The organism is Nocardioides baculatus (assembly GCF_016735675.1).
GTDB lineage: Bacteria > Actinomycetota > Actinomycetes > Propionibacteriales > Nocardioidaceae > Nocardioides > Nocardioides baculatus.
On the sequence record NZ_JAERSG010000003.1, the window covers coordinates 705,101 to 716,102 of the forward strand.

The window sequence follows — 11,002 nt, forward strand, 5'->3', positions numbered from 1 at the left end:
GCTGGTGGCTCACGCCTCCTTCGCGTAGGCGGCGGGAGGGTGGCCCACCAGCTGCGTGAAGGCCCGGATCAGGTGCGACTGGTCGGTGTAGCCCAGCCGCAGCGCGAGCCCGGCCCAGTCCACGTCGTCCTCGCCGTGGGCGGCCGAGGTCACGTCGAGCAGCCGGAAGCGCTGCACGACCCACTTGGGCCCGATCCCGACGTAGGCGTGGAAGCGGCGCTGGAGGGTGCGCAGGCTGACGCCGGCGATCTCGGCGAGCTGCTCGGCGCGCACGAGGCCGGTGTCCTCCTCCGCCCGCTCGACCAGGGTCGCGAGCTCCTCGACCAGCGGATCGGTCTCGGGGTCGAGCCCGCGCAGCCAGCGGGCGAGCACGGCCGCCCCGTCCCCCGGCCGCTCGCAGGCGAGGACCTCGTCCGCCACGGGGCGGTCGTCGACGCCGAGGAGGTCGGCCACCGGCACCTCGCGACCTTCGAGGTCACCGACGTCTGCCCGCAGGAACGGGTGGAACGCCGCCGGCCGGAAGCCGGCCGCCACGGTCTGCCCGGCACCCTCCAGCCGGCGCCGGAACATCCGGGGCTGGATCCCGGTCACGAGCAGACGCGGCTCCCCCGCGACGACCTCGGCGGACACGTGCACCACCGGGCGCGGGACGACCTCCTGCTCGTGCGGCTCGGGCGCGTCCCAGCGCACCCACCAGAAGTAGTCGACGAGGTGGGACAGGTCGGGGTCGGGCTCGACCCGACCCAGCTCGATGCGCTGCTCCGCGGCGCTCGGTCGCAGCACGGCCGCCTGGGCGCGACCCGATCGGGAGGGCACGAACGTCACCCTAGGCCGGGGGTCGGACAGTCCTGTCGCCTTTGTCCAAGCCGCAGCCCAGCGGGCGACACCAGACTGGTGGCGTAGGGACCCGGCCGAGGACGAGGAGACGAGATGACCGACCAGATGACAGCACGGATCGCGATGGTGACGCTGGACGTCGCGGAGGTGGAGCCGTCCGCCGACTTCTGGTCGGCCCTGCTCGGCTGGGAGGTAGCGGCCAGCACCGACGACTACGCGATGCTGACCGGCCCCGACGGCAGCCCGGCCCTCGGTCTCGGCCGGACCGACGACTTCGAGGCGCCGTCGTGGCCCGACACCGGTCGCAAGCAGTTCCACCTCGACCTGGCCGTCGACGACATCGAGGCGATGGCCGGGCGCGCGGTCGAGCTCGGTGCCCGTCTCGTCGACCCGCAGCCCGGCGAGACGTGGAAGGTGCTCCTCGACCCGGCCGGCCACCCGTTCTGCCTGACCGACGCGAAGAACTGGGGCTAGGCGCCGGCTGCGCGTCGTACGGTGTGCACGGGCGCGAGCGGGGCCGAGCCCGCCTGCGCCTGGATCGGCGCCACCGGCGCACCCTCGTCGATCAGCTCGCGCCACCGGTCGCGGTCGTAGTGGCTCGGCTCGGTCGTGCGGATGAAGTCGCGCACGATCTTGGCGAAGCGCTCGGGGTGGTCCTTGTGCGGGAAGTGGCCTGCGTTGGGCAGCACCTCGATGCGCGCGGTCGGAGCGAGCGCGCTCGCGTTGCTGGCGTGCGCGACCGGGAGCACCATGTCGTCGGCACCCCACACCACGCACATCGGCATCGCCTCGGTGAGGTAGGCACGGTCGGACATCGTCACGATCTGGCCGCGCCAGTCGACCACCGCTCGCACGACGTGGGCGATCGCCGCACGCGTGCGCGGGTCCTTGAACGAGTCGTAGATGTCGGCGACCTCGTCGAGGTCACGCAGCTGGTTCACCCCGGTCGCGGCCAGCAGTCGCATCGCAGCGGTCGTCACGTGGCGTACGCCCGGTGCCGCCAGCACCGACATCGCGTGGTGGAAGCCGGGCGTGGTGATCGCCCGGATCGCCGGGCTGACCTCGGGGCCGAGCCCACCGGACGACACCAGCACGAGCCGCTCGGCGCGCTCGGGGAACTGGTAGGCGAACTGCATCGCCACCCCTCCCCCGAAGCTGTGCCCGACGACGGTGACCCGGTCGATGCCGAGCAGGGTCAGCAGGTCGCGCATCCCGTTGGCGTAGCCGCCGAGGCTGTAGTCGGCCCGCGGCTTGTCGGACTCACCGTGACCCAGCAGGTCGGGGGCGATGACCGTGTGGGTGCGCGCGAGCGACTCCATCACCGGTGCCCACGTGGTGTGGTCGCACCCGAGGCCGTGGAGCAGCAGGAGGGCCGGTCCCGATCCCGTCCGGACGTACGCACGACGGTGACCGTGGATGGTGACGTGCTGGACCTGCGGGCTGCTGCGGCGCACGCGACCTCCTTCGGGGGGACAGGTCCCGGATTCAACCAGAGGGCGCGGCACCCGCAGTCGCCGCGCCCCGCGACGATGCGAAGTCGTGACCTCGCGGCACGGACGGCCTGTTCGTGGGAATCCCACTACGCGCGACGGACCACTACGCTCGCACCATGCCCGCCTCCCGCCGCCGCTCAGCCGCGGCCCTGCGCAACTCCTCGGGCCAGCTCAGCACGGCCGCGACGGCGCGGATGGCGACCGACCTGCCGTGGTTCGACGACCTCAGCGCCGAGGACCGGTCCTGGGTCGGGCTGATCGTCCAGGCCGGTATCCGCGGCTTCGTGGACTGGTACGACGTCGAGGCGGGCGCGCAGGGCGACGCGGCGGTCCACCACCCGCTCGACGTCGTGGTCTTCGGGGCCGCGCCGCGCGAGCTGACCGGCGTGATCTCGCTCCAGCAGACCGTCGAGCTCGTACGGCTCAGCATCCGGGTCGTGGAGACCAACATCGACGCCATCCTCGACCCGGAGGACGTGCGCGAGGTCCACGACGCCGTCCTCCTCTACGCCCGCGAGGTCGCCTTCGCGACGGCAGCCGTCTACGCCCGCGCCGCGGAGTCCCGCGGTGCCTGGGACGCGCGCCTCGAGGCGCTCGTGGTCGACGCGGTCGTGCGCGCCGAGGCCGACGAGACCGTGCTCTCCCGAGCGAGCGCGCTCGGCTGGGGCGCCCACGGGGACGTGGCCGTCGTGCTGGGCGCCACGCCCCCGCACCGTGCCGAGCTCGACGTCTTCGAGTCCGTACGCCGCTCGGCCCGCGCCGGCGACATGGATGCCCTGTGCGCCACGCAGGGCGACCGCCTCGTCGTGGTGCTCGGCGGCGTCTCCGACCCGTTGAAGGCGGCCACCCGGCTGCTCGACCACTTCGGCGACGGCCCGGTGGTCGTCGGCCCGGTGACCGCCGACCTCGCCCACGCCAGCGCCTCGGCCCGCGCGGCGCTCTCGGCCCACCGCGCCGCCAGCGGCTGGCCCGACGCTCCGCGACCGGTCGAGAGCCGCGACCTCCTGCCCGAGCGCGCGCTGGCCGGCGACGGCCATGCGCGCCGCCACCTCGTCGACGACGTCTACCTGCCGCTCGTGGCCGCCCGGGGCACGCTGCTCGAGACGCTGGCCGCGTGGTTCGAGCACGGCGCGTCCATCGAGGGAACGGCACGGGCGCTCTTCGTGCACCCCAACACCGTGCGCTACCGGCTGCGGCAGGTCGCCGACGTCACCGGGTGGTCGCCGACGCGACCGCGCGAGGCGTTCGCCCTCCAGCTGGCGCTGATCCTAGGGCGTCAGTCGGGTCGGACGGAATTGTAGGAACCCTACAAGGATTCGCGGGTGAGTTTCGTCGGCGTCGGACCCGCGCCGGCACCCGCGGACCCGGCAGAGTTGCTCTCGTGCTCGTCATCGTCGCTCCCGGCCAGGGGGCCCAGACCCCCGGCTTCCTCACGCCCTGGCTGGAGGATCCCGTCTTCGCCGCACGGTTCGACTGGCTGGCCACCGTCGCCGGCATCGACCTGGCCCACTACGGCACCGAGGCCGACGCGGAGACCATCCGCGACACCAAGATCGCGCAGCCGCTGCTGGTCGCGACCGGCCTGGTCGCGGCCCTCGACCTGTTCCCGCACCCCGCCGACGCCTTCGCGCGCATCGGAGCGGTCGCCGGGCACAGCGTCGGCGAGATCGCCGCGGCCGCCGGCGCCCGCGTCATCACCGCCGAGCAGGCGATGGTGCTGGTGCGCGAGCGTGGCAACGCGATGGCCGACGCGGCAGCGGTGACCCCGACCGGCATGACCGCGGTGCTCGGCGGTGACCGCGAGGAGGTGCTCGCGGTGATCGAGCGCCACGGCCTCACCCCCGCCAACGACAACGGCGCCGGACAGGTGGTCGCGGCCGGCACGATGGAGCAGCTCGCCGCCTTCGCCGAGGACGGCCCGGCGAAGGCCCGGCTGATGCCGCTGAGCGTCGCCGGTGCGTTCCACACCTCCCACATGGCCCCCGCGGTCGAGCGGCTCGCGTCGCTGGCCCGCTCGGTCTCGACCCACGACCCCCGCACGCCGGTCATCTCCAACCGTGACGGCCAGGTCGTCCACGACGGCCGCGACGTGCTCCGCCGGATGGTCGGCCAGATCGCCAACCCGGTGCGCTGGGACCTCTGCATGGAGACCATGAGCGACCTCGGCGTCACCGGCATCCTCGAGATGCCGCCCGCCGGCACCCTCACCGGCATCGCCAAGCGCCAGCTCAAGGGCGTTGAGACCTTCGCCCTCAAGACTCCCGACCAGCTCGACGCCGCGCGTGACTTCTGCGACAAGCACGGCGAGGCCTCGATGATCGAGACCACCCCGACCTGGCGGATGATCGTGTCGCCCGCCAAGGGCACGTTCCACCTCTCCTCCGAGGCGATCGAGCACGACGTGCTCGCCCCCGGTGCCACGATCGGCGCCGTGGCCAGCCTCCGCGACCGCACCGACATCACCGCACCGCACGGCGGCTCGGTCGTCGAGTGGCTCGTCGAGGACGGCGACCTCGTCTCCCCCGGTCAGCCGCTGCTCCGCCTCCACCCGGAGGGCACGCACTGATGGCGCCCATCGCAGCGACCACCGGTCCCGCGCACACCCGCATCATGGGCATGGGCTCCTACCGCCCCAAGCGCCTGGTCCCCAACTCCGAGGTGGTCGACGCGATCGCCTCCAGCGACGAGTGGATCCAGCAGCGGTCCGGCATCAAGACCCGCCGCTGGGCAGGGCCCGAGGAGTCCGTGCAGATGATGTCGGTCGAGGCGTCGCGCATCGCCATCGAGCGCGCGGGCCTCGAGGTCGGCCAGATCGACTGCGTCGTCGTCGCCACGGTGAGCCACCTTCTCCAGACGCCCGCCGTCGCCACTGCGATCGCGCACGAGCTCGGGACCGATGGTGCGGCCGCCTTCGACATCTCCGCTGCGTGTGCCGGCTTCTGCCACGGCATCGCGATGGCCTCCGACATGGTCCGCGCCGGCAGCGCCACGCACGTCCTGGTCGTCGGCGTCGAGCGCCTCACCGACATCCTCGACCTCACCGACCGTGGCACCGCCTTCATCTTCGCCGACGGCGCCGGCGCGGCCGTCGTCGGACCGAGCGACACCCCGGGCATCGGCCCGGTGGTCTGGGGTTCCGACGGCGAGCAGTTCGACCTCATCCGGCAGCGCGAGGACTGGCGCGACGTCGTCGGCACCGAGACCCAGCCCGGCTCCGGCGTGATGCCGCACCTGACGATGCAGGGCAACCCGGTCTTCCGCTGGGCGTCGTTCGCGATGGCGAAGATCGGCCAGCAGGCGCTCGACGCCGCGGGCGTCTCCATCGACGAGCTCGACGTCTTCGTCCCCCACCAGGCCAACATGCGCATCATCGACGCGATGGCGCGCTCGATGAAGCTGCCCGCGACGGTGCGCATCGCCCGCGACGTCGCCGACCAGGGCAACACCTCGGCCGCGTCCGTGCCGCTCGCGCTCGACCGGATGATGCTCGAGGGTGAGGCTCGCAGCGGCGACACGGCCCTGCTCATCGCCTTCGGTGCCGGCCTGGCGTACGCCGCCCAGGTCGTCACCGTCCCCTGACCAGCACGACCGGCACCACCCGAGTTTCCACCAGCCAGAAGCACCACCACCGAAAGAAGGGAAGGCCCCATGGCCACCACCGAAGAAATCCGCGCTGACCTCGCCGACATCGTCAACGAGGTGGCCGGCGTCGACGCCGACGACGTCCAGCTGGACAAGTCCTTCGTGGACGACCTCGACGTCGACTCGCTCTCCATGGTCGAGGTCGTCGTGGCCGCCGAGGAGAAGTTCGGCGTGACCATCCCTGACGACGAGGTCAAGAACCTCAAGACCGTCGGCGACGCCGTCGCCTTCATCGAGCGCTCGCAGGGCTGACTCGACCCCCACGTCACGGGCGGCCGGCGCTCTGCCGGCCCCCGTGGCCACCGGACACGGAACCACCCCTCCACCGCACGGAACGGAATCCCATCTGATGCCCTCGACCCGCGTAGTCGTCACCGGCCTCGGCGCCACCTCACCTGTCGGTGGGGACGTCGCCTCGACGTGGCAAGCCATGCTGGCCGGCACCTCCGGCATCGGTTACCTCGACGACGAGTGGGTCGACACCCTGCCGGTGCGCATCGGTGGCCGCGTCGCCGTCGAACCGTCCGAGGTCCTCGACCGCGTCAAGGCGCGTCGCCTCGACCGTTCCAGCCAGTTCGCGATGGTCGCGGCCGACCAGGCCTGGGCCGACTCCGGCCTCGAGGGGTCCGGTCTCGAGCCCGAGCGCCTCGGCGTCGCGCTCGCCTCCGGCATCGGCGGCGTCACCACGCTGCTCGCCAACTACGACACGCTGCTCGAGAAGGGCGCCCGCCGGGTGTCCCCGCTCGCCGTGCCGATGCTCATGCCCAACGCCCCGGCGGCCAACGTCAGCCTCAAGTACGGCGCCCGCGCGGCGGTCCACGCGCCCACGTCGGCCTGCGCCTCCGGCAACGAGGCCATCGCGATGGCCATCGACCTGATCCGCCTCGGCCGCGCCGACGTCGTCATCGCCGGCGGCACCGAGGCCGCGATCCACCCGCTGCCGATGGCCGCGTTCGCCAACATGATGGCGCTGTCCAAGACCGCGAGCGGCGACGACGGTCGTGACCCGGCCTCCGTCTCGCGTCCCTGGGACGTCGCCCGCGACGGCTTCGTCCTCGGCGAGGGCGGCGCCGTGCTCATCATCGAGTCCGAGGAGCACGCCCGCGCCCGTGGCGCGAAGATCTACGCCGAGGTGCGCGGCGCCGGCATCAGCAACGACGCCCACGACATCGCCCAGCCCGACCCCGAGGGTCGCGGCGGCACCCGCGCCATCACGATGGCACTCCGCGAGGGCGACGTCGACCCGGCCACCGTGGTCCACGTCAACGCCCACGCCACCTCGACGCCCAAGGGCGACATCGCGGAGGGCCTGATGCTCCACGCCGTCCTCGGCGAGCACGTCGACCGCTGCGTGGTCACCAGCACGAAGTCGATGACCGGCCACCTCCTCGGCGGCGCAGGCGCCCTCGAGGCCGTCGCCACCGTCATGGCGCTCCACGACCGGGTCAGTCCCCCGACGATCAACCTCGACGACAAGGATCCCGAGGTCGACCTCGACATCCCGACGTCCAGGCGCGACCTGCCCGAGGGCGACATCGTGGCCCTCAACAACTCCTTCGGCTTCGGTGGCGCCAACGTCGCCGTGGCGTTCGGGTCGATCTAGACCACCCCACGAAGTTCTCCGCTCCCCCGCTTCGCTCCTCCGCGGACAACTCCGCGGGGACCCCGGAAGGACATTGATGACGACCACCGCCGCTCCCGCAGCCAAGCCCGCCAGGCTCCCCCGCGAGGAGGACCCGCGCAACCCGGTCCACCGCCTCACCGCGCTGCTCGACGAGGGCACCCTCGAGCTGATCACCGCCGACGACGACTCCGGCATGCTCGCCGCGGTCGGCCGCGTCGACGGCACGCAGGTGGTCGCCTTCTGCTCGGACGCGACCGTCATGGGCGGCGCGATGGGCGACGTCGGCTGCCGCGTGGTCGTCGACGCCTACCACCGCGCGATCACCGACAACGTGCCGATCATCGGCCTCTGGCACTCCGGCGGCGCCCGGCTGGCCGAGGGCGTGCTGTCCCTCCACGCCGTCGGCCGGATCTTCCAGGTGATGACCCAGGCCTCCGGCGTGATCCCGCAGATCTCCGTCGTGCTCGGCCCCGCCGCGGGCGGTGCGGCCTACGGCCCGGCGCTCACCGACGTCGTGATCCTCGGCCCCGAGGGTCGGATCTTCGTCACCGGCCCCGACGTCGTCCGCTCGGTCACCGGTGAGGACGTCGACATGCTGCGCCTCGGCGGACCCGAGCCGCACGGCCGGCGCTCCGGCGTCGTGCACATCCTCACCGACTCCGAGCGCGAGGCGCTCGACAAGGCCCGTACGGTCGCGTCCCTGCTCGGCGCGCAGGGAAGCCTCGTCGCCGAGGACGTCGAGGACCGCGACCTCAGCGCGCTGCTGCCCGAGTCGAAGAAGCGCGCCTACGACGTGCACCCGCTCGTGGAGGGCGTGCTCGACGAGGGCACCATGCAGGAGATCCACGCCCGCTGGGCGCCCAACATCGTCACCGCGCTCGGCCGCTTCGGGGGCCGCACGGTCGGCGTGGTCGCCAACAACCCGCTGCGCCTCGGCGGCTGCCTCGACTCGCTCTCGGCCGAGAAGGCCTCCCGCTTCGTGCGCATGTGCGACGCCTTCGGCGTGCCCCTCATCGTCATCGTCGACGTGCCCGGCTACCTGCCCGGCGTGGGCCAGGAGTGGGACGGTGTCGTCCGTCGTGGCGCCAAGCTCCTCCACGCGTTCGGCGAGTGCGTCGTGCCGCGGGTGACGCTGGTGACCCGCAAGACCTACGGCGGCGCCTACATCGCGATGAACGCCCGCTCCCTCGGTGCGACGAAGGTGTTCGCCTGGCCGGGCGCGGAGGTGGCCGTGATGGGTGCCGTGGCCGCGATCCGGGTGCTCCACCGTCGCAAGCTGGCCGAGGTCTCCCCCGAGATCCGCCCGCAGGTCGAGGCCGAGCTGGCCGCCGAGCACGAGCGCATCGCAGGCGGCGTCGACAAGGCGGTCGAGATCGGCGTCGTCGACGAGGTCGTCGAGCCGGAGCGCACCCGCAGCACGATCGCGGCCGCGATGCGGCACGAGATCGACACCGTCGGCGTACGCCGCGGGCGGCACGGCAACATCCCGCTCTGATCCGAGACCTTCCGGCTGCGTCGCCGCAACCCCTGACGGCGCTCCTAGACGACCTGGTGCAGCCAGCGCACCGGTGCGCCCTCACCCGCATGCCGGAAGGTCTCGAGCTCGTCGTCCCACGGCTTGCCGAGGAGCGAGTCGATCTCGTTGAGCAGCGTGGTGTCGCCGAGCGCCGACTTCACGACGGCTGCCTTGAGCCGGTCCTCCGGGATGAGGATGTCGCCGTGCGGTCCGGTGATGGCGTGGAAGATGCCGAGGTCCGGGGTGCAGGAGAAACGCGTGCCCTCCGAGGAGCTGGTCGGCTCCTCGGTGATCTCGAAGCGGAGGTGGTTCCACCCGCGCAGCGCGGAGGCCACCGCCGCTGCCGTCCCGGCAGTGCCGGTCCACGACAGCTCGGCGCGGTACGAGCCCGGCTGGGCAGGCTGCGGTGTCCAGTCGAGCGAGACGGCAACTCCGAGGACTCCGCCCACGGCCCACTCGATGTGCGGGCAGAGTGCGGAGGGAGCAGAGTGCACGTAGAGAATGCCCCTCGTCCCCGGACCGTCCGGGCGGGAAGCAATGCGTGTGGTCACCACGACCTCCTTGAGTTCCGACGCTCCAGATGCGCCTTCCCCAGCGGTCTGTCGTCGTTGCTCAACGGTGGTCGAGTGACATGTATGTGATTAGTGGCTCCATTGTGACCCATGGGGCGCCCGAACGCCAGCGTGACGCGGGTCAGGACTGGCGGCGCTCCAGGAGGTCCGCGCGCTCGGCGGCGTCGGTGAGCTCGTCGGAGTCGACCGCGTGCGTGCGGTGGAACCACGCCAGGGCGTCGGCCTCACGGCCGGCGGACTCGAGGGTGTCGGCGTACGCGTAGCGCAGGCGCACCACCCAGGGCTGCCGGCTCTTGGACGTCAGCGGGGCGAGCTCGAGCGTACGGAGGGCCGCGTCGAGCTGACCCATGTCACGGCGGGCTCCCGCCTCGACGAGCGTCATCTCCGCCTTCGCCTCGGTGCTGAAGTTGGCCACCGACGGGCTCTTGGCGAGCTTGATCGCCTGCTCGGGGTTGCCGAGCGCGCGGTGGCAGTCGGCCATGATCGGCAGGTAGTCGGTGGCACCGTTCATCCGCTTGGCGGCACGCAGCTCCGCGAGCGCGACGTCGTAGTGGCCGGCCGCGTAGGCCGCCTCCCCCGTGGCCTCGCGCACGACCGCCAGCCGCGACGCACGGGCGCGCGCTGCCAGGGTGTGGCGGTAGGCCAGCTCGGGGTCCTCGTCGATCAGGGCACCCGCAGCGGCGAGGTGACGTGCGACGCGGGCGGCCAGCTTCTCGGGCAGTCCCTTCAGCTGCGCCCGGACACCACGGTCGAGCTCGATACCGGTGATGTGCTCCGGGAGCTCGGGGCCGTCGTACTCGGCCTGGTCGGCCGTACGGATCTTCGGCTCGGCGCGGCCACGGAAGGCGCGGTCCTGCGAGCGGGAGTCGTTCTTGCCCTGGTAGCCGCCGCGGGACGAGCCGCCCTGGAAGCCGCCCCCCTTGCCGGCGCCACCCTTGCCGCCGCCACGCGGAGCGTCGCCACGGGAGCTGGTGCTACGACCGCGGGAGTCACTGGAGCGCGCCGACGAGCCACCTCGTCCGGCGCTGGAGCCACCTCGGGCTGGTCGCTGTCCTCGACGGTCCTCGGCCACGGCCGCACTCTCCTTCTTCACTTCGGCACTGCGCTGTCGGCCCCCGCCCACGGGCCACCGTACTCATACCGGGCGTGAAATGACGCAGAGGCCACCAGGTGTCTGGTGGCCTCTGCCCAATGTTTGTCCGGCGGCGTCCTACTCTCCCACAACCTCTCGGTTGCAGTACCATCGGCGCTGAAAGGCTTAACTTCCGGGTTCGGTATGGGACCGGGTGTTTCCCGTTTCGCTATGGCCGCCGTAACT

General features: G+C 72.4%; 11 protein-coding genes and 1 rRNA gene. 7 read left to right on the plus strand and 5 right to left on the minus strand.

Going from position 1 to position 11,002, the window contains the following annotated elements; genetic code table 11:
* Window positions 1-9: 9 nt before the first annotated feature.
* The gene (locus JI751_RS13060; protein ID WP_201936976.1) at window positions 10-816 is read right to left on the minus strand and encodes a helix-turn-helix domain-containing protein; all 807 of its coding nucleotides are present in this window, start codon (window positions 814-816) and stop codon (window positions 10-12) included.
* Between the two features lie 114 nt (window positions 817-930).
* Between JI751_RS13060 and JI751_RS13065 the strand changes: the two genes are divergently transcribed.
* A complete protein-coding gene (locus tag JI751_RS13065; protein ID WP_201936978.1) occupies window positions 931-1,311 on the plus strand; it encodes a VOC family protein in 381 nt (126 codons plus the stop codon).
* Here the strand turns inward: JI751_RS13065 and JI751_RS13070 are convergent.
* The gene (locus tag JI751_RS13070; protein ID WP_307814181.1) at window positions 1,308-2,291 is read right to left on the minus strand and encodes an alpha/beta fold hydrolase; all 984 of its coding nucleotides are present in this window, start codon (window positions 2,289-2,291) and stop codon (window positions 1,308-1,310) included. The two genes, JI751_RS13065 and JI751_RS13070, sit on opposite strands and share 4 nt — an antisense overlap.
* A 155-nt stretch (window positions 2,292-2,446) precedes the next feature.
* Between JI751_RS13070 and JI751_RS13075 the strand changes: the two genes are divergently transcribed.
* The 6 genes from JI751_RS13075 to JI751_RS13100 all read left to right on the plus strand — a co-directional run bounded on the left by JI751_RS13075 (window position 2,447) and on the right by JI751_RS13100 (window position 9,091).
* Window positions 2,447-3,631: a PucR family transcriptional regulator gene (locus JI751_RS13075; RefSeq protein WP_201936980.1), complete on the plus strand. Its 1,185-nt coding sequence runs from the start codon at window positions 2,447-2,449 to the stop codon at window positions 3,629-3,631.
* Between the two features lie 80 nt (window positions 3,632-3,711).
* A complete protein-coding gene (locus JI751_RS13080) occupies window positions 3,712-4,896 on the plus strand; it encodes an acyltransferase domain-containing protein (protein WP_201936987.1) in 1,185 nt (394 codons plus the stop codon).
* Window positions 4,896-5,909: a beta-ketoacyl-ACP synthase III gene (locus JI751_RS13085; RefSeq protein WP_201936989.1), complete on the plus strand. Its 1,014-nt coding sequence runs from the start codon at window positions 4,896-4,898 to the stop codon at window positions 5,907-5,909. The genes JI751_RS13080 and JI751_RS13085 overlap by 1 nt, the downstream gene beginning before the upstream one ends.
* Before the next feature lie 69 nt (window positions 5,910-5,978).
* On the plus strand, window positions 5,979-6,224 hold the full coding sequence (locus JI751_RS13090; protein ID WP_056599877.1) for an acyl carrier protein: 246 nt from the start codon (window positions 5,979-5,981) through the stop codon (window positions 6,222-6,224).
* Between the two features lie 97 nt (window positions 6,225-6,321).
* On the plus strand, window positions 6,322-7,575 hold the full coding sequence (locus JI751_RS13095; protein ID WP_201936991.1) for a beta-ketoacyl-[acyl-carrier-protein] synthase family protein: 1,254 nt from the start codon (window positions 6,322-6,324) through the stop codon (window positions 7,573-7,575).
* 76 nt (window positions 7,576-7,651) lie between these two features.
* Window positions 7,652-9,091 carry an acyl-CoA carboxylase subunit beta gene (locus JI751_RS13100; protein ID WP_201936993.1) on the plus strand — a complete coding sequence of 480 codons (1,440 nt, stop codon included), beginning with the start codon at window positions 7,652-7,654 and terminating at the stop codon, window positions 9,089-9,091.
* Between the two features lie 44 nt (window positions 9,092-9,135).
* Here the strand turns inward: JI751_RS13100 and JI751_RS13105 are convergent, their stop codons facing one another.
* From JI751_RS13105 to rrf, 3 genes are all read right to left on the minus strand, one after another.
* Entirely contained in the window at window positions 9,136-9,663 is a 528-nt protein-coding gene (locus tag JI751_RS13105; RefSeq protein ID WP_443678521.1) for a DUF3145 domain-containing protein, read from the minus strand.
* 142 nt (window positions 9,664-9,805) lie between these two features.
* Window positions 9,806-10,777, minus strand: coding sequence for a tetratricopeptide repeat protein (locus tag JI751_RS13110; RefSeq protein WP_236666088.1), 972 nt, complete (start codon window positions 10,775-10,777; stop codon window positions 9,806-9,808).
* A 104-nt stretch (window positions 10,778-10,881) separates the two neighbouring features.
* A 5S ribosomal RNA gene (rrf, locus tag JI751_RS13115) occupies window positions 10,882-10,999 on the minus strand.
* Between the last annotated feature and the right edge of the window lie 3 nt (window positions 11,000-11,002).

What these genes read in the sequence shown, in the direction of transcription:
- JI751_RS13085 (WP_201936989.1), top strand. Translation starts at nt 4,896, where the DNA reads ATGGCGCCCATCGCAGCGACCACCGGTCCCGCGCACACCCGCATCATG.
- JI751_RS13065 (WP_201936978.1), top strand. Translation starts at nt 931, where the DNA reads ATGACCGACCAGATGACAGCACGGATCGCGATGGTGACGCTGGACGTC.
- JI751_RS13100 (WP_201936993.1), top strand. Translation starts at nt 7,652, where the DNA reads ATGACGACCACCGCCGCTCCCGCAGCCAAGCCCGCCAGGCTCCCCCGC.
- JI751_RS13090 (WP_056599877.1), top strand. Translation starts at nt 5,979, where the DNA reads ATGGCCACCACCGAAGAAATCCGCGCTGACCTCGCCGACATCGTCAAC.
- JI751_RS13095 (WP_201936991.1), top strand. Translation starts at nt 6,322, where the DNA reads ATGCCCTCGACCCGCGTAGTCGTCACCGGCCTCGGCGCCACCTCACCT.
- JI751_RS13075 (WP_201936980.1), top strand. Translation starts at nt 2,447, where the DNA reads ATGCCCGCCTCCCGCCGCCGCTCAGCCGCGGCCCTGCGCAACTCCTCG.